20 protein-coding genes are annotated in these 25,547 nt (G+C 39.6%); 5 read left to right on the top strand and 15 right to left on the bottom strand.

Going from position 1 to position 25,547, the window contains the following annotated elements:
* Nucleotides 1–81: 81 nt before the first annotated feature.
* Nucleotides 82–1,998, top strand: a complete 1,917-nt coding sequence (locus ACEYJ7_RS03160; protein ID WP_373777569.1) for a MacB family efflux pump subunit — start codon at nucleotides 82–84, stop codon at nucleotides 1,996–1,998.
* 92 nt (nucleotides 1,999–2,090) lie between these two features.
* Nucleotides 2,091–2,861, top strand: coding sequence for a Nif3-like dinuclear metal center hexameric protein (locus ACEYJ7_RS03155; protein WP_373777568.1), 771 nt, complete (start codon nucleotides 2,091–2,093; stop codon nucleotides 2,859–2,861).
* A 69-nt stretch (nucleotides 2,862–2,930) separates the two neighbouring features.
* On the opposite strand, the gene ACEYJ7_RS03150 is transcribed toward ACEYJ7_RS03155, so the two are convergent.
* Nucleotides 2,931–4,211, bottom strand: coding sequence for a citrate synthase (locus tag ACEYJ7_RS03150; protein ID WP_373777567.1), 1,281 nt, complete (start codon nucleotides 4,209–4,211; stop codon nucleotides 2,931–2,933).
* Between the two features lie 49 nt (nucleotides 4,212–4,260).
* Nucleotides 4,261–6,864 carry a bifunctional aconitate hydratase 2/2-methylisocitrate dehydratase gene (gene acnB / locus ACEYJ7_RS03145; protein ID WP_373777566.1) on the bottom strand — a complete coding sequence of 868 codons (2,604 nt, stop codon included), beginning with the start codon at nucleotides 6,862–6,864 and terminating at the stop codon, nucleotides 4,261–4,263.
* A gap of 433 nt (nucleotides 6,865–7,297) precedes the next feature.
* Between acnB and metF the strand changes: the two genes are divergently transcribed.
* Complete coding sequence (metF, locus tag ACEYJ7_RS03140; protein WP_373777565.1) at nucleotides 7,298–8,179, top strand: methylenetetrahydrofolate reductase; 882 nt, start codon at nucleotides 7,298–7,300, stop codon at nucleotides 8,177–8,179.
* Between the two features lie 113 nt (nucleotides 8,180–8,292).
* Here the strand turns inward: metF and ACEYJ7_RS03135 are convergent, their stop codons facing one another.
* Genes ACEYJ7_RS03135 through ACEYJ7_RS03125 form a run of 3 tightly spaced genes read right to left on the bottom strand, consistent with a single transcriptional unit; the run spans nucleotide 8,293 to nucleotide 12,961 of the window.
* Nucleotides 8,293–9,531 carry an HlyD family type I secretion periplasmic adaptor subunit gene (locus ACEYJ7_RS03135; RefSeq protein ID WP_373777564.1) on the bottom strand — a complete coding sequence of 413 codons (1,239 nt, stop codon included), beginning with the start codon at nucleotides 9,529–9,531 and terminating at the stop codon, nucleotides 8,293–8,295.
* A gap of 32 nt (nucleotides 9,532–9,563) precedes the next feature.
* On the bottom strand, nucleotides 9,564–11,699 hold the full coding sequence (locus ACEYJ7_RS03130) for a type I secretion system permease/ATPase (protein ID WP_373777563.1): 2,136 nt from the start codon (nucleotides 11,697–11,699) through the stop codon (nucleotides 9,564–9,566).
* Nucleotides 11,700–11,722: 23 nt separating this feature from the next.
* Nucleotides 11,723–12,961: a TolC family protein gene (locus ACEYJ7_RS03125; RefSeq protein WP_373777562.1), complete on the bottom strand. Its 1,239-nt coding sequence runs from the start codon at nucleotides 12,959–12,961 to the stop codon at nucleotides 11,723–11,725.
* A gap of 323 nt (nucleotides 12,962–13,284) precedes the next feature.
* Here ACEYJ7_RS03125 and ACEYJ7_RS03120 point away from each other — a divergent pair, with 323 nt between their 5' ends.
* Nucleotides 13,285–16,299 (top strand): right-handed parallel beta-helix repeat-containing protein, encoded by a 3,015-nt coding sequence (locus tag ACEYJ7_RS03120; protein WP_373777561.1) that lies wholly within the window; start codon nucleotides 13,285–13,287, stop codon nucleotides 16,297–16,299.
* Nucleotides 16,300–16,403: 104 nt separating this feature from the next.
* Here ACEYJ7_RS03120 and xseA read toward each other — a convergent pair whose 3' ends face one another.
* A complete protein-coding gene (gene xseA / locus ACEYJ7_RS03115) occupies nucleotides 16,404–17,870 on the bottom strand; it encodes an exodeoxyribonuclease VII large subunit (protein WP_373777560.1) in 1,467 nt (488 codons plus the stop codon).
* A 323-nt stretch (nucleotides 17,871–18,193) separates the two neighbouring features.
* Here xseA and ACEYJ7_RS03110 point away from each other — a divergent pair, with 323 nt between their 5' ends.
* A complete protein-coding gene (locus ACEYJ7_RS03110; RefSeq protein ID WP_373777559.1) occupies nucleotides 18,194–18,466 on the top strand; it encodes a hypothetical protein in 273 nt (90 codons plus the stop codon).
* Nucleotides 18,467–18,699: 233 nt separating this feature from the next.
* Here ACEYJ7_RS03110 and ACEYJ7_RS03105 read toward each other — a convergent pair whose 3' ends face one another.
* The 9 genes from ACEYJ7_RS03105 to ACEYJ7_RS03065 all read right to left on the bottom strand — a co-directional run.
* On the bottom strand, nucleotides 18,700–19,335 hold the full coding sequence (locus tag ACEYJ7_RS03105; protein WP_373777558.1) for a hypothetical protein: 636 nt from the start codon (nucleotides 19,333–19,335) through the stop codon (nucleotides 18,700–18,702).
* 141 nt (nucleotides 19,336–19,476) lie between these two features.
* Nucleotides 19,477–19,959 (bottom strand): imm11 family protein, encoded by a 483-nt coding sequence (locus ACEYJ7_RS03100; protein ID WP_373777557.1) that lies wholly within the window; start codon nucleotides 19,957–19,959, stop codon nucleotides 19,477–19,479.
* Nucleotides 19,959–21,125: an RHS repeat-associated core domain-containing protein gene (locus ACEYJ7_RS03095; protein ID WP_373777556.1), complete on the bottom strand. Its 1,167-nt coding sequence runs from the start codon at nucleotides 21,123–21,125 to the stop codon at nucleotides 19,959–19,961. Before ACEYJ7_RS03095 ends, ACEYJ7_RS03100 begins: the two co-directional genes overlap by 1 nt.
* Nucleotides 21,126–21,413: 288 nt before the next feature.
* The gene (locus tag ACEYJ7_RS03090; protein WP_373777555.1) at nucleotides 21,414–21,734 is read right to left on the bottom strand and encodes a hypothetical protein; all 321 of its coding nucleotides are present in this window, start codon (nucleotides 21,732–21,734) and stop codon (nucleotides 21,414–21,416) included.
* 12 nt (nucleotides 21,735–21,746) lie between these two features.
* A complete protein-coding gene (locus ACEYJ7_RS03085) occupies nucleotides 21,747–22,337 on the bottom strand; it encodes an RHS repeat-associated core domain-containing protein (protein WP_373777646.1) in 591 nt (196 codons plus the stop codon).
* A gap of 205 nt (nucleotides 22,338–22,542) precedes the next feature.
* Nucleotides 22,543–22,929: a hypothetical protein gene (locus tag ACEYJ7_RS03080; RefSeq protein WP_373777554.1), complete on the bottom strand. Its 387-nt coding sequence runs from the start codon at nucleotides 22,927–22,929 to the stop codon at nucleotides 22,543–22,545.
* 14 nt (nucleotides 22,930–22,943) lie between these two features.
* A complete protein-coding gene (locus ACEYJ7_RS03075; protein ID WP_373777553.1) occupies nucleotides 22,944–23,720 on the bottom strand; it encodes an HNH/endonuclease VII fold putative polymorphic toxin in 777 nt (258 codons plus the stop codon).
* Between the two features lie 196 nt (nucleotides 23,721–23,916).
* Nucleotides 23,917–24,363, bottom strand: a complete 447-nt coding sequence (locus tag ACEYJ7_RS03070; protein ID WP_373777552.1) for a hypothetical protein — start codon at nucleotides 24,361–24,363, stop codon at nucleotides 23,917–23,919.
* A 22-nt stretch (nucleotides 24,364–24,385) separates the two neighbouring features.
* The coding region (locus tag ACEYJ7_RS03065; RefSeq protein ID WP_373777551.1) for an RHS repeat domain-containing protein at nucleotides 24,386–25,547 on the bottom strand (1,162 nt) is incomplete at its 5' end.

Below are 25,547 nucleotides of genomic sequence, written 5' to 3'. Positions count from 1 at the left end.
ACGACCGCTTTGAACTTTTTGCGTTTTTTCAATGTCAACATTCCATCTTCGCACTCATAATTTTACTCATACCTCGAACTTATGAAACTGATCGACATTTCAAATCTCAATAAATATGTAGGCAGTGCGGAATCACCCGCCCATATTCTCAAAAATATCAAATTGACGATAGAGCAAGGCGATTTTGTCGCCATTATCGGAGCTTCCGGATCGGGTAAATCCACATTAATGAATATTCTGGGTTGCTTAGATACTGCTAGTTCAGGTTCCTACAAAATAGACGGAGTGGAAACCCAAAGCCTCAGTTCAGACCAACTTTCTGACCTCCGTCAGCGCAAATTCGGTTTTATTTTCCAGCGTTATAATCTTTTGCCTACCCTTTCTGCGGTAGAAAACGTTGCGCTGCCTGCCATTTATGCCGGTGTTGAAACCTCGGCCCGTTTAGATCGTGCCAAAACATTATTGGACAAGTTAGGTTTAAACGATAAAACAGAAAATAAACCGAACCAACTTTCCGGCGGACAACAACAACGCGTCAGTATCGCCCGAGCATTAATGAACGGCGGCGATATTATTCTTGCCGATGAACCGACCGGCGCATTAGACTCTCACAGCGGTGAAACCGTGCTACAAATTCTCCAAGATCTTCATCGTGAAGGACATACGCTCATTTTAGTTACCCACGACCCGAACATTGCCGCTCACGCACAGCGAATTATTGAGATCAAAGACGGTGAAATTATCCGTGATGAACGACAAAAACCGCTTTCGGATAAAAGTAATACGCTCAACAGAGAAAGCAAAAAGCCGCGTTTCCTAGACCAACTCTATGAATCCTTCAAAATGGCGATTAGTGCGATTATGGCGCATAAATTGAGGGCGTTATTAACGATGCTCGGGATTATTATCGGTATTACTTCCGTGATTTCGGTCGTCGCGCTCGGTAAAGGTTCTCAAGAACAAATTCTTTCTAATATCAATAATTTGGGTACCAATACGATGAGTATATATAACGGTACCGGCTTTGGTGATCGACGGGCAAATTTAACCAAAAATCTAACCATCAGTGATGTTGAGACCCTTGCACAGCAAAGCTATGTCGAAAGTGCAACACCAAATAGCTCTCATAGCGGCACCGTTATTTTCGGAAATACCGCCGTCACCGGGCAAGTCAGTGGTGTGGGTGAACAATATTTTGATGTACGGGGGGTAACCCTACTTTCAGGTCGTTTATTTACGGCAGAAGAAGTAAGAAATGCCGCTCAAGTTGCTGTGATTGATCCGAATACACAAAAAGGTTTAGGCTTGGAATCACCTATCGGTGAAGTGATTTTAGTGGATAAAAAGCCGCTGGAAATCATCGGAATCGCCGAACAGCAAAATACAATGCAGTCTAACCTGAATTTGTGGATACCTTATACAACGCTGATGCAGCGGATTTCCGGTGAAAAGAAAATCGACTCGATTACGGTAAAAATCAAAAGCGATGTAGAAAGTCAAACCGCAGAAAAAAGCTTGACTGAACTTTTAACCGCCCGCCACGGCAAAAAAGATTTCTTCGTGATGAATACCGATACCATCAAACAAACGATTGAAAGCACCACAAATACAATGACACTGCTCATCTCTTCTATTGCGCTGATTTCGTTGATTGTCGGCGGTATTGGAGTCATGAATATTATGTTGGTTTCCGTGACGGAACGTACCAAAGAGATCGGTGTACGAATGGCAATCGGTGCAAAACAGTACAACATTTTGCAACAATTTCTGATTGAAGCCATTTTGATTTGTTTACTCGGCGGTATAATCGGTATTCTGCTGGCTACCGCTATTATTTTGAGCTTTAACTATTGGGGAACGGACTTTAAAATGGTGCTATCGATGTCATCGGTGATCATTGCCGTACTTTGCTCTACGCTTATCGGTATCATTTTCGGCTATATTCCGGCCCGCAATGCCTCTCAGCTCAATCCGATTACTGCGTTAGCCCAAGAATAATACAAATATTTATACAGACAAGCGGTGAGTTTCCAGGGAAATTTTGCAAATTTCTGCCGAAAACACACCGCTTGTAATCAAAGGAACCCACAATGTTAACTAACTTAGCACTTGAACATATTTTAGATGAAAAACTGAATAGCAAAGCAGTTTCAGACTATGCACCGAATGGCCTACAGGTTGAGGGGCGTCAACAAATTCGTAAAATTATCACCGGCGTGACCGCAACGCGTCCGCTTATCGAACAAGCTATCGCCAAGCAGGCAGATGCAATAATTGTGCATCACGGCTATTTTTGGAAAAATGAAAATCCGTGCATTCGCGGAATGAAAGGTAAACGCATCAAACAATTGTTAATTAACGATATCAATTTATATGGATACCATCTTCCACTTGATATGCACCCTGAGCTGGGCAATAACGCGCTATTAGCCAAACATATTGGCATCACCTCGCTACAGGGTTTGGAAGATCATCCGAATTCTATCCCTGTGTTTGGCGAATTAGATACACCGATTTCCGCCCAAGATCTTCAGCAAAGGTTAGAAAAAGCGTTACGTCGCCACGTTATTTTATGTGATGAATTTACGGATGAATATCCCCAAAAATTAATTAAGCGCGTTGGTATCTGCACCGGCGGTGGTCAAGGTTATATTGACTTAGCTTATCAAAAAGGCTGTGATGCTTTTATTAGCGGTGAAATCTCTGAACAAACCACCCATTCCGCACGAGAACAAGGTATCTATTATTTCGCCTGCGGACACCATGCAACGGAACGGGACGGTATAAAAGCACTGGGGGAGTGGCTGGCGCAAGAATACGGCTTAGCCGTTGAATTTATTGATATTGATAACCCGGCTTAATACTGATGTACTGTTAAAACAAAAGGAATAGCTTATCGGCTATTCCTTTTTACATCTGTTTATGCGGGATTAATCTTCAATATGTCTTTCCGTATAACCTGTATAGATTTGGCGCGGACGAACAATTTTCAGACTTTCTTCGTATAACTCTTTCCAGTTTGCAATCCAGCCTACTGTACGTGCAAGAGCAAAGATAACAGTAAACATAGAAGTCGGAATTCCTACCGCTTGTAAGATAATACCAGAGTAGAAATCTACATTCGGGTATAGTTTGCGTTCAATGAAGTATGGGTCACTTAATGCAATGCGTTCCAATTCCATTGCTACTTCTAATAATGGAGTGTTTACCCCCAGTTCTTTTAATACTTCGTGACAAGTTTCTCTCATCACTTTAGCACGCGGATCGTAGTTCTTATAAACACGGTGTCCAAAGCCCATTAAACGGAACGGGTCGTTTTTGTCTTTAGCACGTGCAATATATTCAGGAATACGATCAACGGAACCGATTTCTTGTAGCATTTTGATACAAGCTTCATTCGCACCACCGTGTGCCGGTCCCCAAAGGGAAGCAATCCCCGCTGCAATACACGCGAACGGATTAGGTCCGGATGAAGCAACGCCGCGTACGGCAGACGTTGAAGCATTTTGTTCATGGTCTGCGTGTAAGGTAAAAATTCTGTCCATTGCACGTTCAACCACAGGGTTTACCACATATGGTTCACATGGCGTTGCAAACATCATATAGAGGAAGTTCCCCGCATAAGATAGATTATTTTGCGGGTACATAAACGGACGACCAATATTATATTTGTAGCACATTGCCGCTAAAGTCGGCATTTTAGCTAATAAACGAATCGCTGTTTTCTGACGATGTTCGTGGTTATCGCTATCTAAGTCATTATAGAATGCTGCTAATGCGCTACTTGCCGCCGCCATAATTGCCATTGGATGGGAATCGCGACGGAAACCTTGGAATAAACGAGTAAACTGCTCATTCACCATATAGTGTGCAGTAATCTCTTTTTTGAATTCCGCACGTTGTTCCGGTGTCGGTAGCTCACCTTCAAGCAATAAATAGGCGGTATCTAAGTAAGTTTTTTTACGGGCTAACTCATCAATCGGATAACCACGGTGTAGCAAAATACCTTGTTCTCCATCGATATAAGTAATACTTGATTCGCATAATGCCGTTGATGTCAGACCTTGGTCATAAGTAAACAGATGTTCCTTCTGTAACGCTTCAACACCAATCGCATCGTAACCAAGATTACTTTGATAAACCGGTAATTTAAATTTACGACCATCGCTCAGTTGTAATTCCGCAGTGAGTGTTGGGTGTAGTTTTGGCATAGAGAGCTTTCTCCTGTATATTTGTATTATGTGAAACTTGTCTCGCTGATCACGCTACAGTTTTGAAAATTAAACTGTCCGCTTTCTCTGTATAACTGTTAATTTCATTAAAGTTCATATAACGATAAGTGTCATCTTTATCATTATCTAAACTATGGACATATTGTAGATATTCTTCCGGACTCGGTATTCTTCCTAATAAAGCACAAACCGCTGAAAGTTCGGCGGAAGCAAGGTAAACGAACGCACCTTTACCCATACGGTTAGGGAAGTTTCGTGTCGAAGTTGAAACAACTGTCGCACCGTCTGCCACACGAGCTTGGTTACCCATACAGAGTGAACATCCCGGTACTTCGATTCTCGCACCGCTCTTACCATAAATACTGTAATAGCCTTCTTCAGTTAATAAAGAAGCATCCATTTTTGTTGGCGGCGCAATCCATAAACGGGTTGGAATCATGCTTTGGCTTTGATTTAACAATTTGCCTGCTGCGCGGAAATGACCGATATTTGTCATGCAAGAACCGATAAAGACTTCGTCAACTTTATCGCCTTGTACTTCAGATAGTTTACGAGCATCATCAGGATCATTCGGCGCACAAACAATAGGTTCTTTAATCTCAGCTAAATCAATTTCAATTATTGCTGCATACTCTGCATCAGCGTCTGCTTCAAGCAGCTGTGGATCCTCTAACCACGCTTCCATCGCACGAATTCGACGTTCTAAGGTGCGGACATCACCATAACCTTCAGAAATCATCCATTTAAGTAAAACAATATTAGACTTGAGATATTCAATTACCGGTTCTTTATCCAATTTAATTGAACAAGCCGCTGCAGAACGTTCTGCGGAAGCATCTGAAAGCTCAAACGCCTGCTCTACTTTCAAATGTTCTAAGCCTTCAATTTCTAAAATACGACCTGAGAAGATATTTTTCTTACCTGCTTTTTCAACCGTTAACAAACCTTGTTGAATTGCATAATACGGAATAGCATGAACTAAATCACGTAAGGTAATACCCGGTTGTAATTCACCTTTAAAGCGAACCAGTACCGATTCAGGCATATCGAGTGGCATAACTCCTGTCGCTGCGGCAAATGCAACTAAACCAGAACCGGCAGGAAAAGAAATACCTATCGGGAAACGGGTATGAGAGTCACCGCCGGTACCAACTGTATCCGGTAATAGCATACGGTTTAACCATGAGTGAATTACACCGTCCCCCGGACGTAATGAAACACCACCACGATTCATAATAAAGTCCGGTAATGTATGGTGTGTAACCACATCAACCGGCTTTGGATAAGCTGCGGTGTGGCAGAATGATTGCATAACCAAATCTGAAGAGAAACCTAAACAAGCCAAATCTTTCAACTCATCACGGGTCATCGGACCGGTTGTATCCTGTGAACCTACACTCGTCATACGCGGTTCGCAGTATTGCCCCGGACGGATGCCTTCTACACCACAAGCTCTACCCACCATTTTTTGAGCAAGGGTATAACCTTTACTTGTAACGACTTCTGATTGTGGTTTTACGAACACCTCACTTTCAGGTAAACCGAGTTCAACACGAGCCTTATGAGTTAAACCACGACCGATAATCAATGGGATACGACCACCTGCACGAACTTCGTCCAATAATACATCGGTTTTTAAACTAAATTCTGCCAATACTTCGTCTGTGCCATGTTTACAAATTTTGCCTGCATAAGGATAAAGGTCAATAACATCGCCCATTGCTAATTTACTGACATCCACTTCAATCGGTAATGAGCCCGCATCTTCCATCGTATTAAAGAAAATCGGCGCAATTTTACCGCCTAAAACGACACCGCCACCCCGTTTATTCGGGATATAAGGAATGTCATCACCCATTAACCAAAGCACCGAGTTCGTTGCCGATTTACGTGAAGATCCCGTACCGACAACATCCCCTACATAAACAAGCGGAAAACCTTTCTCTTTCAAGCTTTCAATTTGTTTCATCGGACCAATTACTCCGGGTTCGTCAGGTACAATTCCTTCACGTTCATTTTTCAACATCGCAAGTACATGCAATGGAATATCGGGGCGAGACCAAGCATCTTGTGCCGGTGAGAGATCGTCGGTATTGGTTTCACCGGTCACTTTAAACACGGTTAAGGTAATTTTTTCGGCAAGTTTAGGGCGGGATAAGAACCAATCGGCATTTGCCCAGGATTCTAAAATTTGTTTAGCGTAAGGATTACCTTTTTGGGCTTTTTCGGTAACATCGTGAAAGTTATCGAACATTAATAGTGTATAGGAAAGCGCTTCAACAGCGAGCGGAGCAAGGTTCGGATTATCTAACGCATTGAGTAGCGGTTCGATATTGTAGCCTCCTTGCATTGTTCCTAATAACTTCACTGCATATTGTGGAGAAACCAGCGGAGAGACTACATCACCTTTCACTAAAGCCGATAAGAATGAAGCTTTTACATAAGCCGCTTCATCAACACCTGCTGGGATTCTGTTTTCAAACAAGTCTAATAAGAATTGTGCTTCATCAGGTGGTGGGGATTTCAGTAATTCAACGAGCTGCGCTGTTTGCTCGGCATTTAATGGCAATGGCACGATACCTTGTTTTGCACGTTCTTCAACCAGTGCTCGGTATTCTGCTAGAAATGACATAATAACAATCTCCGCTTCAAAAAAATAATAGGTATAAATGTTAAAAGTAGGTGGTAATCATAACAAAGAAGAAAAAAACAACAAGCAACACCATTATAAATTTTTACAATTTGTTAACAATATCACAAAATTCTCTTCTCTATAGCTGCTGAATATTAAAAATACGCTCAAAATACAGGATAGGCAAGTGATTGTACAACCGAATATCGTGAAAATCATCGAGTTAGCACGATCTCTTACCAGCCCAGTCGCATTGATTATGATCGGCTTTGTTTACAGAAGTATTAAAGCAATTCATATAAAAATGAAAATATTATCATTGACATCATATTCGTTCCTCTTTAAAGTTTAGCCATCTAAACGTCTAAAAAGACGCGCAGTGTGCAAATTAAACATCACAAAAATCATAAATTCGAATATGCTAGAGGACTCCATGAGTTACGCCAAAGAAATCGATCTTTTAAATCAAAGTGTTGCCGACTTAAATGGCAAAATTAATGTTTCTTTTGAATTTTTCCCGCCTAAAAACGAAAAAATGGAAACCTTATTGTGGGATTCTATCCACCGACTTAAAGTACTCAAACCGAAATTTGTTTCTGTCACTTATGGCGCTAATTCAGGTGAACGTAATCGTACTCACTCGATTGTGAAAAGTATTCAACAAGAAACCGGTATTATTGCCGCTCCTCATTTAACCGGAATTGATGCAACTCCGGATGAATTGCGTCAGATTGCGAAAGATTATTGGGATAGCGGAATCCGTCATATTGTTGCGTTACGTGGTGATGAACCGCCAGGTTATGATAAAAAGCCGTTTTATGCCTCAGACTTGGTCACGTTATTAAAAGACGTGGCGGATTTTGAAATTTCTGTCGCTGCGTATCCGGAAGTTCATCCTGAAGCAAAATCAGCGCAATCGGATCTGCTTTATCTTAAGCAAAAAATTGATGCCGGAGCAAACCGCGCTATTACTCAGTTTTTCTTTGATATCGACAGTTACTTACGTTTCCGTGACCGCTGTGCTACTATCGGCATTGATGTGGAAATTGTGCCGGGTATCCTGCCTGTTTCCAACTTCAAGCAACTCGAAAAAATGGCCCAAATTACCAATGTGAAAATTCCAGGCTGGATGACTAAAATGTATCAAGGTTTAGATGATGATCAAACGACACGTAACCTCGTGGGGGCAAGCATCGCGATGGATATGGTGAAAATTCTTTCAAAAGAAGGAGTAAAAGATTTCCATTTCTATACGCTTAATCGTTCCGAATTGAGCTATGCGATTTGCCACACATTAGGTATGCGTCCGGAATAATCGATTTGCAAATTTATTGCGCAAACAGACCGCTTGTATCTCTTCTTCCTAACCCACTCCTCAGTTAGGTGAAGCTTGTTACAAGCGGTCTGTTTTAGCCGAAAATTTGCAAATTAACGTTCATGCAACGCTTGCTTCATTCGGGTAATTGGCTTAACTAAATATTGAAAAACCGTTTTCTCGCCGGTTTTAATATCGACTGAAGCGATCATGCCCGGAATAATCGGTAATGATTTTCCGTTTTTATCCGTTAAATTATTAGAATCCGTACGAACCAAAACACGATAAAAAGCTTCGTTGGCATTTAATTTTAAATCGCTCGCACGTTTTTTATCCTGTAACGTGTCCGGGCTGAGTAATGTGACAACCCCATTCAAACCGCCGTAAATAGCATAATCGTAAGCCGTTAATTTTACCACTGCCGGCATTCCCGGTGTCACATAGGCGACATCACTTGGGCTGATATAAGCTTCAACCAATAATGCATCTTCAACCGGAACGATCTCCATAATATCCTGTCCGGCATTAATAACCCCACCGATAGTATTAATTCGGATGTTTTTAACAATACCTTTTAGCGGTGAGCGGATAAAAGCACGTTCTACCGGATCCGCTCGCATTGCCATATTTTCTCTGGCTTGGAATAATTCCGCTTCAAGCTTGGTAAGCTCTAAACTGGCATCCGTGATATATTTATTTTGGCGCTCCACAATTTGTAACTGCAAATCGCTGATTTGTCGTTTAATTTTGAGCAACTCAACTTCAGACATCGCGCCTCTGGCAACGACAGGTGTAACAATACGGACTTCCTTTTCCAGTAGATTTTTGCTTCTAACCAAACCTTGAATCGATTGCTCCATTGCTTGTTTTCTGCTTTGATAAATGGCTGTTTCGCGTTTTTGTAGCTCCTCGGCAACTTCATTCGGAAATTCCAACGGTAAACCATAGGCTTCTGCTTTTAAACGTGTCACTTGTGCAGTCAGGTTTTCTACCTTGGCTTGGCTTTCACGTAAAATGGCGGTACTCCTGGTATCGTCCAACTTTAATAAAACCTGCCCTTTTTCAACGACATCGCCCTCTTTGACTAACATTTCACTTAAAATCCCCGGATCCAAGCTTTGAATAACTTGTTCGCGGCTATTTGGGATGATACTGCCTTGCCCTCTGGTTACTTCTTCGATTGGGCTGTGATAAGCCCAAACGACGAAAGCAACAAGTAAGGTAAAAAGCAAAGTGATATTAAAAAATATCGATTTGTGACTCTCTTGTTGTAATGCTGCGTTTAGATCCGTTAACAGTTTTAAGTCTTTATTTTTCACGCGTTCAACCATTCCTATCTTAGCGTCGCTCATTTTTGTCTCCATTTTATTACCTCCATGATGATTTATTCTGCTTTTTTAGATTTATCATTTTGGGACAATCGTTTGATCACTTCATCCCGCGGACCATCCATGACGACATTACCGTTATCCATCACAATAATTCGCTCTACAATTTGTAAAACTTGTGGTCTATGAGTGACTACCACAAGCGTTTTGTCCTTTGCCCACCCTGCAATCGCTTTTAATGCACGATTTTCAGTGACAGTATCTAAACCGGTTGTCGGTTCATCCAATAACGCCACTTTAGGTGAACGCATTGTCATTCTGGCAAGTGCGATAATCTGTTTTTGACCACCGGATAAACCAAGCCCATTCTCCCCTAACGGCATATCCAAACCACGCGGATGTTTGCGAATTAATTCCAGCAAATCAAAACGGGTTAATGCCTCTAGTAAAACATGATCATCGGCAAAATTATCCATCTGAGACAATTCCAGATTTTCACGCAATGTGCCGAGAAATAAACGAGGATTTTGTTCAAACATAAGTACCTGATTACGCAGCAATGTCGGATCAATTTGGCGTAAATCGATATTATCCAATGTAACATTGCCGTTAAGTGGTTCATATAGGCCGGAAGCTAACTTTAAGATCGTGGATTTTCCGCTACCGATTTTGCCTAAAATGCCGACTTTTTCACCCGGTCTGATGGTGATATTCAAATTACGAATAAATTCTTTTTCTTTGCTATAAGAGAACGCCGTGTTCTCAAATTGAAGCAGCCCTTTTACATCGGTTAAATTAATGTAACGACGTTCCGTATCACGCTCTATCGGACGTGCAATAATGCCATTTACCCCTTTCAGTGCTAACCAAGCTTGTTGGAAACGTACCGCCAAACCGGCAATTTGCCCTAAAGGTGCTAAGGCTCTACCTGATAAAATGACCGATGCAATTAGCGCCCCCATCGTAATTTTGTTCTCCGGTGATTCGCTGTGAATCAGATAGGTCCCCACAACGACAAGAAATACCGTGTTGAGTTGTTGCATTGCTGTTGTAAAATTCGTCACAAAGTTACTCATATTTTTCACTTTAATTGACGAAGCGGACGATTTAGCAGTGAAAAAATCCCAACGCTTTTGCGCCCAACTCATTGCATTATTGGTTTTTAAGGTTTCAATCCCCTCAATAGCTTCAACCGCCAAACCTTGACGTTGTGAAGATTCACGCATCGACTCATTGATATAACGGGAAAGTGGAATTTGTGCTGCTAAGCTAACGATCAATACGGTTGGAATAATCAACATCGGCACCCAAGCTAACGGACCGCCAATCATCCAAATTACCGTCACAAACAGCAATAAAAAAGGTAAATCCACTAAAGTTAATAAACTTGCACTCGTCATAAATTCACGTACCGACTCAAAATCACGCAAATTATTGGCATAAGAACCAGATGATGCCGGGCGTTCTTGTAATTTCAATCCCATTACCCGTCGAAATAGTGCAGAACTGATGATTAAATCTGCTTTTTTACCGGCAATATCCGTTAAATAAGCCCGCATCATTTTGGCAATAAACTCAAATATAATCGCCAAAACGACACCTATGCTTAGTACCCAAAGTGTTTGATACGCTTTGTTCGGAATAACACGGTCATACACATTCATTACATATAATGAGCTGACTAAAGCCAAAAAGTTAATGACAAAGGTTGAAAGAATAACTTGGTAGTAGTATTTCTTAAAGCGCCAAATCACCTTAAAAAACCACGCTTTCGGCATTTGATATTCCGGTAATTCAGAACGGGTATCTATACTTTCACGCGGTTTAACAAACCAGCAAGTACCTAAGTAAGTCTTACTTAACTCTTCTGCGCTCACCCATTGGGTAACATTATCCGGATGATGCAATTTATACTGGCGTAGTCCGTTTTCATCGGTTTGAATTTCAGTAATCAATGCCGCTTCTTCATTCTTTAAGAAGAGTAATACCGGAACCGATAGCTGCGGAATTTCGTTTAATGCACGTTTAGATAGGGTGTTACTAAATCCTTCACTCTGTAAATATTCAGATAATGAACGAAAATTAATCCCCATACTATCCGTCCGTGTTGCATGTGCGGTTAATGTTGCGCTAGGGAGATGTGCCCCGAGCAGTCGGGTCATTGTTGATAAATGTTCAATAATCAGTTTCATAGTCTGTTACATCCTTTTATTTACTATTTACTGTTTAACCAAGTCGCTATCGCACCTTGTGAATATAAGTAGTCTAAAATGCCCATTGAAAGATCCGATTCGGCATTAACATGAGCCAACTCAACTTCAGCTAAATCACGTTCGGCATTAAGAACATCCAGTAAAGTACGACGAGCAATATCAAATTGCATTTGATAAAAATCAACAACTTTCGCAGATGCTTTGATCTGTGATTTCAATGTCTTAAGCTGTGCACGGCTTTCTTTAATGTTAATCAGAGACTGTTGTGAAATTTCGTCAATATCACGTGATAGGCGATCTAAACGTTGACGCGCCGCATAGGCTTCAATTTCTTTTTCTTGTACCGAGTAACGACTGCCTCTATTAACAATATCCCACGAAACCTCGACACCGATATAATGATCATCTCTGGTGGCATAACCGACCAAATTAACTTTAGGTAAATCTTTTTTACTCTGCGCTTCGACAGCTAAACGCTTAGCTTCAAGCTCTGCTTGTTGTGCTTTATATGATGGATTTTGCGATTTATCTTTATTGGTATATTTTTGCTGTAGCAAATTATCGGTTAAGCCCAGAAAAGGATCTTTCAAGCTTTTTTCTGTAATTTTACTGTTACTGTACTTTGATAATGAATTTAACGTAGTCGCTAACTGTTTGTTATAGCGATTGATATTTTGTTCAACCGCGAGCATACGCGCTTCAACTTGCACATACTCCGACAAACGACCACCATCATTGTCAATGATGACATCAATACTACCTAGAATACTTTTATGTCTGGCTAAACTGTCTTTCATCACTTTAATCGCATTTTTAAGATTTAATGCTTGTAAATAAAGTTGAGAAACCGTATACGCCAACTCTTCTTGAGTTGAAACGTATTTTTGTTGATAGAACTCCTCTTCCTTCACATTTCTTTCGATTTCTTTATCAATTGCTCCGAAAGCATATAAATTCATCTCAGCCTTAACCCCCGGAGTAAATCTACTTTTACTGTCAGAGCTGTTTCTGTGGTACTGATTAAGAATGCTATTTCCGGTTACTGAAACAATTGGCCAATGTCCAGCCTTTGCTTGCTCAGTCCGGTTTGAAGAAGCGTCAACATTGGCTTCTGCTTCTAAAATTTCAGGAGCTGTCTGTAAAGTACTTTGTAAAAGTGATTTAAGAGAATTTGCATTTACAAAACCACTAAAAAACGTAAAAACAAGAGCTAACAACTTGATATAATGTAAATTTTGCATAAAAAATGACCTCCATGCACTTTTTTATTGAAAACAATGTCAAGAATACATAAAAAATTTGCAATCGTATACAATTTTTAGTAAATTTTTTGTAAGTTAATTTGTCAACAATTGATTTAAATTTACGCTTAATTACCAATATTCACATAAGAAGCGTAAATCACAATAAATTTATAGCAAATAATTATTATTAATCGTTAAAAACTATCAAAAATCTTTCACAATGACCATTAACTACTACAAAACTTTTAAAAGGAGACAAACATATGGAAAAATATGGAATTAGTGTTGCTGCCAATTCAACCACGAATGGTGCACCCCAGATGAGTAGTTACACACAGCCTAAAACTGCAAGAAATGCGTTACGTTTAAAAGCACTAAAAGACGTTAATTATCAGTTAACGGATTTAGAAACAGGCGAAAAAATCGAAGATCTCACCTTTCAACGTGTTGGAGATGATCTTTACATTAGCACAAAAGACAACAATACCCCGCAACCGGACATCGTTATTGAAGAATATTATCTTCATCACGGAACTATTAACGACTTACAGGTATCTACCGTTAAATCAGTAAGTGATATACTAACAGCGGATCAAGTTGCTGTTGCAACTGCAACCGAAACAGACAGTGGGTTTATGGGTAGCACATTATTTAAAGTATTAGGCGGTATCGCTGGTTTAGGCTTAATTGCAGGCGCATCTGCCGGAGGTGGTGGTAGTTCATCTGCTGCGGGTACAACACTAACCAAAACGGCGGATAGCGATAATTTAGTAGCAACATTTGCTGCAGATAAGTCCAACAGTGAATTAATCCTTTCTAATACGGCAAAAACCGAGAACGCAACAGACAACATTACTGATAGTGTTGCTGCAAGCGAATCGGCGCCCTTATCCTCTGATCTGATCGACAACGAAATAACTGTCGCTAAGGATGAAGAAGCGACATCAATATCCTTCTCTTCCATTGAGGCAAAAGCGGAAGAATTCGTGGTTTTAGATAGTGTGGCAACATCTTCAGAAACTAGCACAATGCCATCTGTAGGAGAAATGCCCGCAATTAATACGAACAGCGAAATATTTGTTCCTAACGAAGAAGTATCATCTGTAGATTCATTAACTGAAGAAGTGGCAAGTAGCGATATTCCTCAATCAGCTATTGTCCTTGATACTGCCTCACTTAATTCACAATCATCAACTACTGCCAAAATATCTACCGAAGTAGTCTTTAGCAAAGCGTCAGGTTCAACGCCGGCAATTTACCTGCATTCCGAATACGGAAAATTTATCAAAGCCAGTGATTTTGGAACGGATCCTACAGGTAAAACAGATAGCCTTGCCGCAATTAAAGCCGCTTTATCCAAAGCTAATGAGCTAGGTGTCGCCGTTAAATTAAGCGGACAGCTATATATCAGCGATCAAATTGTATGGGATAATACCTATGCAAATGTAACGGCTCTTTTCGGGGAAGGAAATGGACGGATTAACGGAACCGATGCCCCAAGCAACGGACAAACTGTTGCGAAAACATTGATTACGTTCTATAAAGAGCAAGCAATGAATGACATCTTTAACTCAAATACCAATACGGACAATGTTGACAAATATGCCGGTATATTGATTAAAGGGCAGAAAGATAAAATTATTGGTGACTTATCAGTAGAATATTTGCATAAAAAAGCAAGCGACTTTTACCGTTTCTATGCTAACAGTGACCAAAATTCCAGTTATTTTGGTAAAATCAACGGAATCGTTGTAACTGATTCTGATCATATTACCATTCAACGTGTTGAAGTCAGTGGAGCAAATCGTGCCGGTATCTATTTTACATCCAGTGATGCACTTAAAGATGATCCAAATATCTCAGGTAACAACAATTATGTAAATCTTATCCGCAGTGGCGAAATTGATGACTCTTATCAGCATTTACCTTTAGGTGAAGGCAATAAAGTAATTAATAGTTATTTACATGATAATCGTGTTGCCGGTTTGCTCTTCGGCTATCAAAAAGACTTTACTGCAGAAGGTAATCTTGCAAGTTATAACGGACACATTAAAGATGGCGGAACAGGTTATGGTATTGCAGCCAGTGCCGGAGCTTATAACTACGATATTAAATATCTCAATAACACCACCGATCATAACTATCGTAAAGGATTAGATATCCATGACGGAAACCGTATCACCGTAGAAGGGAACACCTCAATCGGTGACCGCCAATTCGGTATCGCAGTGTATAACCGCCACTATACTATGGATGACGTTACGATTAAAAATAACACTATTGTGCAAGATCCATCGTTCGTTTTAACCGTCGATGACTTCGGTGCAGGAAATGCGGCTTCGGTTCGTGGTGATTATTACAGCTATACGGCTATCCAACTTACATCCAATAACAACGGTATTAATCTGAATAGCCATAAAATTTCCGATGGTGGAACTTATATTATCAGCGACAATACCATCAAAGGTTTAAGTTTGGTCAACACAAAATATAAAACAGCAACCTTCGGAATTGAGTTCCGCAATCAAGAAGCCTTGCTCGACTATACACTAGACATTAGTAATAACCAGATTGTAGAAAGCGATTCGGCAAGCTACATTGTCGGTATATTAAATAATACGACTAAGACCAATGGTATTAGCGGACTAGGCTCAGGCACAATTAATGTCTCCGACAATACGGCGGTGCTAAATAAAGTATCTGGCGGTGTACCGATTTATGTACAAGATTCCGCGTATATGACCTACAATGCAACAACCAAACGTAATGTTGTCGATCCAAATAAAGCAATGACACTTCGAGGTTCTGTCAATATTGAAGATAATATCGTCTTGGTGAAACAAGCGTCCAACAACGATGCGGAAGCGATTGAAGTTTATGGTAATGCAGAAACCTATACGATTCGAAACAATGTATTTGAGTTAGAAGGTTCAATTAATACTGCAGTTTTCCGTATTAATGGGGTAGGAAAAGAAAAATCGGATCTCATTCTTGAAAATAATACGATTTATAACCAAAACCAAAACCCAGCAAGTATCGCTTTATTAACCGGTCGATACGCAGGAGTGAATATTGTTGATAAAAATGCGTTAAAAACCAACAAATACAGTTTAACGTCCAGTATGCCAGATGAGGTTTCTGACGCAGTAAAATTAAAAGAGCCGAATGTGGATGACGACTCAAGCAATATTTCTTATGCAGAAGTACTCACATCCACCTTTTCATTGGGCGGAGATACCGGCTTCAGCGATATCTCGGTAGGTTCATTATCATATACAACGCTTGCAGTTAATAGCACGTTGCCGGTAGATAATACCCCGACGACTATAATGTAATAAACAGCTTGAAACTAAAAATGCACTTGTTTTCACGAAACAAGTGCATTTATTTTTAAAGGAAAAGAAATTTGTAAATTTTTAGCGCAAACAGACCGCTTGTATCAAGACTGTTTATCTATTACTTGGCTAATTAACCGCCCTTTTTCCAAGGTGGTGGTGATCAATTCCCCGATCACTACCCTATCAACGGAAACCAACGCTTTACCTTCTTGATTTTGTGTGACGGAATACCCTCTTGAAAGGACTTTAAGCGGACTCAAACTGTCTAGTTGCATACAAAGTTGCTGAAATGATTGCTGACTCCGCTGCATTTTTTTCTCTAACGAATACGTTAAACGTTGTTCTAAACTATCCCATCGACGGCGGTGCTGAGCCAAATAATGAGGCAACGGATTACGTTCCACACGCTGCACCACGGTTTCCCAATGCGCTGTTTTACGCAACATAAGCTGCTCAAACTGATGGATAATTCGCTTATGAAATAGCGTTAGCTGCTGTTGTTGTCTTGTTAAATTACGCTGTGGATGCTGTGTCTGCAATCGCTGCTTGAGCTGTAACAGCTTCTGAGTACGGTAAAACAGCATATTCGCCACAACCTGCCCAATACGATGGTGCGCGTGGCTTAATTGCTGTTGCCTTTGCTGTACTTGGCGCATCGGGTGCTGTGCGTTTAAACGTAACTTTAATCGTTCAAAACGGCTTACTTTTTCACTCCATAAACGATCAAATGCCATGCTCGCCTTATCTGCCTGATGTTGTAGCTGACGATAAAGCTCCCGTTGATCACGACTGACCAGCTCTGCCGCCGCAGATGGGGTTGGTGCACGCAAATCTGCGACAAAATCGGCAATAGTCACATCGGTCTCATGACCGACGGCACTGATAATCGGAATTTGAGAATCAAATATAGCACGAGCAACACTCTCTTCATTAAAACACCAAAGATCTTCCAACGATCCGCCCCCCCGACCGACAATCAGCACATCACATTCACGGCGCAGGTTCGCAATTCGCAACATATTCACAATATCCTGTGCGGCTTCTTTTCCCTGTACTAAAGTCGGATAGATAACAATGTGCAAACTGGGATCTCGACGTTTTAGAATGTTTAAGATATCTTGCAACGCCGCACCGCTTGACGAAGTCATGATTCCGACACGTTTAACAAAAGAGGGAATCGGTTTCTTCTTCTCCTGAGCAAACAGCCCTTCTTCTGCTAATTTCATTTTTAGCCGTTCAAATTGCTGTTGCAACAAACCGTCACCGGCAGGCTGCATACTATCAATAATAACCTGATAATCTCCACGCGGTTCAAACAAACTGACACTGGCTCGAACTAACACTTGCATACCGTTTTGAGGACGGAAATTAACCCGCATATTCTTCATACGGAACATCGCACAACGCACTTGTGCCCTATCGTCTTTCAACGTTAAGTACCAATGACCTGAAACCGGTTGACTAAAATTAGAAATTTCTCCAATTAACCAAACATGACCAAATTCTGCTTCTAGTCTATTTTTTACAGAATAGTTGAGCTGAGAAATCGTTAAAATATTATTTTGCATAAGGTTAACTCGTGAATGTGGTAACAACCTGTTCAATAAGAAAGTTTGAATGTTGGTAGAATGGGTTAATGATAGCATAAACGGATTAATCTGCCTCCTGTTTCATCAAAACACGCAGAATCTGTTTTTGAAAAAATAAGTCTAAAAATATTTGCACGATATTTCGTCACATCATTAGCTAAATTATTTGCTAAACTTATTGTGCATTGCTTATTTATTTGTTTTTGTTATACTTAATGTATATTTTACGATATTTAATTTTGACCTATTCGTTAAAATTAATTATTTCCCTTTATCCATTTATTAATATATAAGGAAAAATCATGCTCCCAACTTGCCCGCACTGCCAAAAAAAGCTTCCGGTTTTATCTTTACTTAATGCAAGAAACTTAACCACTTGCCCTCATTGTCAAAAAGCTATTTCACCTAAGCTAAATTTAGCTAAAGGTATCGGGGTTGCTGTCGCTGTTTTACTTATTGTAACAACGATTCTTTTCGCCGTAACCGGTTCAACTCAAGTAACCAGTATTGGCGGCGGTCTTATTGCTTGGCTTTCATTTATGATTTTTGCTTATACCTTCGAGAAAAAAGATTAATTGTCTTAAATGACAAGCTAAAATAATTTATATCAAAAACGCACTAAGGATTAATATCAATGCTTAGTGCGTTTTTTACTGACTACAATAAATTTTAAAAAGTATAACAAGCGGTCAATTTCACTTGAAAATTTGCAAATTTCAGGTGAAAACAGATCGCTTGTATTTTAGTGAGTGAAGAGGATTTCTTTAGAAAACCGAGTACGAGAGAGGGTGATTACGCTATAGTGGGATTATTTCTGATATATAATTCCTTGGTGACCATTTACTATTGAAAGTATATTATCTAGAACGCCATCTTTATCATAGTTATATATTGTTTCATTTTTAATTGAAAGCCCATCAATCATGGAAAAAGATAGCGATTTAGATATTTTTTCTTTATTGTATATATATATGGTCGCAGAACCATTTTCACAATCATCTATTTTATAACTTTCTGTTGGAACTCCATTGTTAAATAATACTTTAATATATTTTTCTATATCATTAAAATTATCAACGGAAATAATTTTTCTTTTGTCCTTCTTTTCAATGATGTAGTCGATTCCTGCTAGCTTACCTGTTTTCCCATATCTCTCTATCTTTTGAATAAATTTATCACCGAAATATATGTAATTATTATCAAGTTTCTTAGGAAGTCCACTTTTCAAAATATCTAAAGAAGAGCCGCTTAATTCTTTATAAAAAGGTGAATAGTTGTATGCAAGAGACTTTGGTTTGCCCTGCGGGTTAAATAGCGCAAGCACTTGTCCGTTTGGCTGGCTGACCGCGTAATGGGTTTCTTCCGTCCACGTTTTTTCGTTGGTGCGCAGGTCGTGTTTGAAGTAACCGTCTTGTTGGGCAATCAATTCCCAACCGTTAAACACGCTGTGGTGCTGGCTGTGTCATAAAAATAAGCGGTCAGTTTCAACAAAAATTTTGCAAATTTCTTTAAGAAACGTACCGCTTGTTAGTTTTTGGAATAAAATATAACTATTTCCGTCTATACTTTATTTGAATATTTATGCTTATAACACTTCTATTAAATCTATATCAATATTATTAGATATAACAAGATCATGAAACTTATCTGTGTAATAAATATAGCACTCATTATCTTTATCCATAACAACAAGATCATTAGATGCAATGTTATTGAGTTTAAAAACAACTGTATCAAAGAATGGATTACCATTAATAGTGCTATTTTCATAATCAATTAATTCTATTTTATTTAATATTTTTACTAAATAATAGTCACCAGAAATTAATTCCTCTTTATAAAATATATTTACACTACTAAACTCAAATGCACTATTATGAGATAGAATCTCCTTCAATTTTTTGGAAAAAAGAAAATGACCATTTAAATTTCTTAAAACATCAGTTCTTCCAATAGCCTTGTATAAATTTGGATATTCAGGATCAATTTCATAGTTATTGCTTCTATCACTTTTAATTGATAAATAACCATCACCATATTTAGTTTTCATTTCGATTTCATAAAGCATTAAATTAAATCTCCTATTGTACCAGTATTTAATCCTTTTCTTATTTCTCTAATTTGTTCTAAGATCTTGTCTGCTCCCCAATTCTGCTTTTCTGCAATATCAAGCATTTTTCCAACTTTATTGTTATATATTTTATGTGCTGTAGACCATCCACTGTGAATTGATTTAGTTGGATGAATTCCTTTAGCTACAGGTAGATATATTAAATTTAAAGCAGAATTTATATCTAATCCAGTTCTTTTAAATGCCGGATGGTTTCTCAAAGAATAAGGAACTATATGATGTCTTTGATAACCACGTTTTGTTGGCATCCAATCTGGCATCCTACAATTAGCAAGTCCTAATGGGTCTCCCCAATCTAATGTATTTAATACATACCCATAAGGCGTTTCACCCCCATTCAGCCCAATCGGATCGCTGGACAGGTAATTTCCACTCTGCGGGTCGTAATAGCGGAAGCGGTTATACGCCAAGCCGCTTTCATCGTCATAATATTGCCCTGAGAACAGCAGTTGTGGGTCCAGTGGGCTGGTTTTGCGGTAGTCATTCGGGAATAACAAGCCCCAAAGCGTGCCTTTTTCCTTTGTCCAAACCTTTTTACCCTGTGGGTTGAATAGGGCTAGCACCTGCCCGTTCGGTTGGGTGATGGCATAGCTGGTTTCATGCTTCCATTCGGTGTGGTTGCCGAAGTGGTTTTGAGTGAACTCGCTGTAGTAATCCTGTTGCGCAATCAACTGCCAACCGTGGAACACACTGTGCCGATGGCTGTGGAGTTTACCCCGTTTGAAGGTTTGGGTAAAGGCAAGCTGGTCGCCGTCCCACAGGTATTCAATTCTAAGGTGCTGTTGCGGGCAGTCCTTTGAAATTCGCCGCCCGAGTGCGTCGTATTTGTAATACCACACCTCGCCCTGCGCATTAGTCAGGCTTTCTAACTGGTTGTTGCCGTTCCAGCGGTAATAGGTCGTCTTTTGGCGGAAGCCGTGCTGAATCAGTGTGCTTTCGCTTAAACGCCCTGCGTTGTCATAAGTGTAGTGATGGTCGTTAATCCGATTAAGCTTATGCCCCGTTTGGTAAACATCCGCATGCTCGACCATGCGTTGCTCATGATAACCGTGGCTGAACGGGTCACGCACAAAGCCGTTTTCCGCCTGCGCCTGATAAGTCAAATAGCCGCATTCGTCGTATCAATAACGCTCCTGCTCGCCGTGTTGATTGCGCACCACGGTAATTTGGTTATTTTTATTCAACACAAACCGGAGCTGTTCGTGTTTATCGTTAATCGCGGTGGTATTCAGTGCTTTGTCATACTGATAACGACGATTCAGCTCGGCAAAGTTAGTTTTAACTTGAAATTTGCAAATTCCAGGTGAAAACAGACCGCTTGTATTTTGGGAGTAAATTGAGCACTTTTGGGGTACGAATGAGACACTCGTACCATTAAAGGAAAAATATATTTAAATTTTTAGGCTTCCATCAAAATTTGTATCAAAGCCGTCCGTATATTTATCTATATTAAATCCAGTTTTAGCCTGAATTTCTTTAATCCAAAAAACAAAATTAAAAAAAATATCTACATTTTCAGATGTAACCTCAAATATCCCATTTTCTTGATGTGAAGTTTGTAATAACTCTAATATAGAAATAAATTTATCCATATTAATCTTTATGTCATCTATATTTGCTTTTTGAAGCTCATTAATAAAAAAAATCTCATCATTTATATTAATAATAGTAGGTAAATTTATTAATTTTTTATATAGAAAATCTATTAGCATATGTTCCTCTATTTAGAATGGTGAATTTATAAGTGGAATATGTGCACCATTAGGATCAGAACTAAAAGTTCCCCAAGTTCCATCAGTGCGCAAATTACCTTGGGGACCTTTAATACTAACCGTAGGTCCCATGGCTGCATTTGAACCTGGATATTGAACTTGTGCGGTAGGGTTGGCTCCATGTCCATGAGCACTATATTGCCCTGTTTGATATTTAAATCCTCCAGTTGGGAATTTTTGTGGGTTAGGATGCCAAGAATTTTGTAATCCATTTACTCTAGCCCAATCTTGGAGTTCTGTATAATCGATCTTACCATTTTTTAATAGTTGATCTGGCGCACTACGAGACAACCTTGCTGCATCTTTTGCAGAATATCCAATTTTTCTTAAATCCTTATAGCGTCCATAGCGTGCGGAACAAATAGCCAACCCAAACGGATCTACCCATCCCATCGGATTATGCACATACCCATAAGGCGTTTCACCCCCATTTAACCCTATCGGGTCGCTGGTCAGGTAATTCCCGCTTTCCAGGTCGGAATAGCGTAAGCGGTTATACGCCAAGCCGCTTTCGTCGTCAAGGTATTGTCCGGTAAAGAGCAGATTCGGGTTAATCGGCTCGCTTTGTTTGCGTTCCCAATCTAACCGTTATGTTACGTTGTTAGTGTCAATAACAAGCGGTCAGTTTCACTTGGAAATTTGCAAATTTCAGGTGAAAACAGACCGCTTGTATTTTAGTGAGTTAAGAGGATTTTAACGTTAAAAAACCAAGCGCAAGTGTGGATATTTGCGCTATCGGAGGAGACTATCATTCCATATAAGTAGATAATCCTTGAAAATAAAATTTTCCATCAATTTTACAGTTGAAAGAGAAATTATCCCCTTCTTGTGTAAGAAGTAATATATTATCTTTGAACTCTATATGTATTTTTTCATATTTAAAATTACGTATATTTGTTATGTTTAATTCATTTAAATTTGCAGATAATTCTAGAACAACTACTGAGTAGTCATTTCCCCAATCTCCTTTTTTGTTAATTTTTATTGCTGGCTTTTCCTTTATATGAAAAAAGAATGTTGTATGTCCTGCGTTAAAAGTGCTTATATTTATCTTTGGTATAAAAAAAGTATTAATATCATATGGGTATAACTTATCTATAAATGTATTATTTTCAATAATGTCCAGTAGTTTCATAAGTATCCTCATAATTAGAAATTATAATGTCCGTATGTACCCAAATAATAACCAGTATCAAGATTATCTATTGGTCTCACATTAAAATGCGGCTCTTTTCCCTTTCCTGCTGCTGCTTTAGCATGACCTAAGCTATGTTCTTGTATAACAATATCATCACCTTTACTATTCTTGTAATAATATTGTCTAGCTGTAACTTTTTCTCCATTATTTTTTCGTACAAAATCTCCATAACCATCTTTTAGGTTAACTTTCTCAACTTTATATGGATGTTGAGTTTTCGGAATACCTGCATCTCGTTTTGCTTTATTCAAAGCTTCTTTTCTACTTGTTGCAAAATAGGAAGACTTTTTACCTGGTGGGGTATAGCTAGTTAAACCAAAAGGATCTATTGAACCCATCGGATTATGCACATACCCATAAGGCGTTTCACCCCCATTCAGCCCAATCGGGTCGCTGGACAGGTAATTTCCACTCTGCGGGTCGTAATAGTGGAAGCGGTTATACGCCAACCCACTTTCATCGTCATAATACTGCCCTGAAAACAGCAGTTGTGGGTCCAGTGGGCTGGTTTTGCGGTAGTCATTCGGGAATAACAAACCCCAAAGAGTGCCTTTTTCCTTTGCCCAAACCTTTTTACCCTGTGGGTTGAACAGGGCTAGTACCTGCCCGTTCGGTTGGGTGATGGCATAGCTGGTTTCATGCTTCCATTCGGTGTGGTTGCCGAAGTAGTTTTGAGTGAATTCGCTGTAGTAATCCTGTTGCGCAATCAACTGCCAACCATGGAACACACTGTGCCGATGGCTGTGGAGTTTACCCTGTTTGAAGGTTTGGATAAAGGCAAGCTGGTCGCCATCCCACAGGTATTCAATTCTAAGGTGTTGTTGCGGGCAGTCCTTTGAAATGGTCAGTTATGAAGGAAATCTTTTGTTTGTTCTGCATATTGTTTAGCATTTGAAATGTTTGGGAATCGCCATCTCGTAAAATTTAATCTGTCACAGATTTTTGATCTTCCTCTTGATATTTTTCAAGTAAATTGATAGTCTCTTTAATAAAAAATTCTATATTATTTATCTCATTATAAAAAATTTTATTTTCATCAAGCAATAAAAAATTAAAATCCCCATCTTGAACTAGATTTTTCAAAGAGCCAATTATTAATTTTTGTCTTTTAGCACCAAAAGATAAAAAAATATTTTTTATATATTCATCAAAAATTATCCTTATGTCGCTTTGATTGTTAAAATCCAACTCACCACAATCTAATTTACTTACGAGCTCATCATCTACCACATTTATATCAAAATAAACGAATAAATCTTCCAATATAATATACTCCAATTTAAAATCCTTATTCCTTTCTTTTATTTTATAAAACTTATATTTGGTATAATCATCAATATCATCTAATAAAATATTTATTTTAAACATCATATATTCCTCAAAATAAATTAATTCACTCAGGAAATGCAGTAATTATATCATTTTCACTTCCTCTAAAGACTACTTTAGCCTGTTGGGTTTGAAAATACTGCGTACCTCTATAGCCTTCACCAACAACTGATGTAAAACGAACACTTGGAGCAGGTTTACCAGTTTGTCTATAAATAGTCTGAGCTCTCTGAATAGCATTCAGTTGATCTCTATGAGATAAGAATCTAGTTGCTGCTGGAGGTACTCGACCTTGACTACCTTCAGGATTAAGCCCCGTTTGAGCTCTCACTTGCTGTTGTTGCAATGTGGTCTGAGCACCATGCCTATCTAAGAAATGTGATCTTGGATTTTGTGCTTGCATTTCTTGTAATCGTCTATGAGCATTGGCTTCCGCTAATTCATTGATTCTAGCTTGACGTTGTTCTCTGGTTAAATGACTATACTTAGAAGGACATTTTGCCAACCCAAACGGATCCACCCATCCCATCGGATTATGCACATACCCGTAAGGCGTTTCACCCCCATTCAGCCCAATTGGGTCTGACGTGAGGTAGTTTCCACTCTGCGGGTCGTAATAACGAAAACGATTATACGCTAGGTTCGATTCTTCGTCATAATATTGCCCCGCAAACAGCAGATTCGGGTTAATCGGCTCGCTTTGTTTGCGTTCCCAATGATTGAGTAACGGCAATCCCCACAAGCTGGTCGGTTGTTTGCGCCAGGTGCGTTTGCCCTGCGGGTTAAATAGCGCCAGCACTTGTCCGTTTGGCTGACTGACCGCGTAATGGGTTTCTTCCGTCCAGGTTTTTTCGTTGGTGCGCAGGTCGTGTTTGAAGTAACCGTCTTGTTGGGCTATCAGCTCCCAACCGTTAAACACGCTGTGGCGGTGGCTTTCCCGTTTACCTTGCTTTTCCGTGTATTGGTAAGCGATTTGGTCGCCGTCCCATACGTAACCGGTTCGCGTATGGCGTTCAGGGCAGGCTTTTTCAATTCGTCTGCCGAGGGCGTCGTATTTATAGTACCACACTTCGCCCTGTGCGTTGGTCACACTTTCCAGCTGATTGTTGCCGTTCCAGTGGAAATAAGTGGTTTTGTGGCGGAAGCCGTCGCGGTATTCGGTTTTTTCAGTTAAACGCCCGGCGTTGTCGTATTCGTAATGGCAGTTGCCAATACGGTTAAGTTTG

The organism is Glaesserella sp. (assembly GCF_041814905.1).
GTDB lineage: Bacteria > Pseudomonadota > Gammaproteobacteria > Enterobacterales > Pasteurellaceae > Glaesserella.
Note: the sequence above shows the minus strand (reverse complement) of the source record. Positions and strands in the feature narration are given on the sequence as shown.

Excerpts from the sequence above, each read along its gene's own strand:
- ACEYJ7_RS03125 (WP_373777562.1), bottom strand. The coding sequence starts at position 12,961 with ATGCAAAATTTACATTATATCAAGTTGTTAGCTCTTGTTTTTACGTTT.
- ACEYJ7_RS03150 (WP_373777567.1), bottom strand. The coding sequence starts at position 4,211 with ATGCCAAAACTACACCCAACACTCACTGCGGAATTACAACTGAGCGAT.
- metF (WP_373777565.1), top strand. The coding sequence starts at position 7,298 with ATGAGTTACGCCAAAGAAATCGATCTTTTAAATCAAAGTGTTGCCGAC.
- ACEYJ7_RS03155 (WP_373777568.1), top strand. The coding sequence starts at position 2,091 with ATGTTAACTAACTTAGCACTTGAACATATTTTAGATGAAAAACTGAAT.
- ACEYJ7_RS03070 (WP_373777552.1), bottom strand. The coding sequence starts at position 24,363 with ATGATGTTTAAAATAAATATTTTATTAGATGATATTGATGATTATACC.
- ACEYJ7_RS03080 (WP_373777554.1), bottom strand. The coding sequence starts at position 22,929 with ATGAAACTACTGGACATTATTGAAAATAATACATTTATAGATAAGTTA.
- ACEYJ7_RS03130 (WP_373777563.1), bottom strand. The coding sequence starts at position 11,699 with ATGAAACTGATTATTGAACATTTATCAACAATGACCCGACTGCTCGGG.
- ACEYJ7_RS03100 (WP_373777557.1), bottom strand. The coding sequence starts at position 19,959 with ATGCTTTATGAAATCGAAATGAAAACTAAATATGGTGATGGTTATTTA.
- acnB (WP_373777566.1), bottom strand. The coding sequence starts at position 6,864 with ATGTCATTTCTAGCAGAATACCGAGCACTGGTTGAAGAACGTGCAAAA.
- ACEYJ7_RS03135 (WP_373777564.1), bottom strand. The coding sequence starts at position 9,531 with ATGAGCGACGCTAAGATAGGAATGGTTGAACGCGTGAAAAATAAAGAC.
- xseA (WP_373777560.1), bottom strand. The coding sequence starts at position 17,870 with ATGCAAAATAATATTTTAACGATTTCTCAGCTCAACTATTCTGTAAAA.
- ACEYJ7_RS03120 (WP_373777561.1), top strand. The coding sequence starts at position 13,285 with ATGAGTAGTTACACACAGCCTAAAACTGCAAGAAATGCGTTACGTTTA.
- ACEYJ7_RS03160 (WP_373777569.1), top strand. The coding sequence starts at position 82 with ATGAAACTGATCGACATTTCAAATCTCAATAAATATGTAGGCAGTGCG.
- ACEYJ7_RS03110 (WP_373777559.1), top strand. The coding sequence starts at position 18,194 with ATGCTCCCAACTTGCCCGCACTGCCAAAAAAAGCTTCCGGTTTTATCT.
- ACEYJ7_RS03090 (WP_373777555.1), bottom strand. The coding sequence starts at position 21,734 with ATGCTAATAGATTTTCTATATAAAAAATTAATAAATTTACCTACTATT.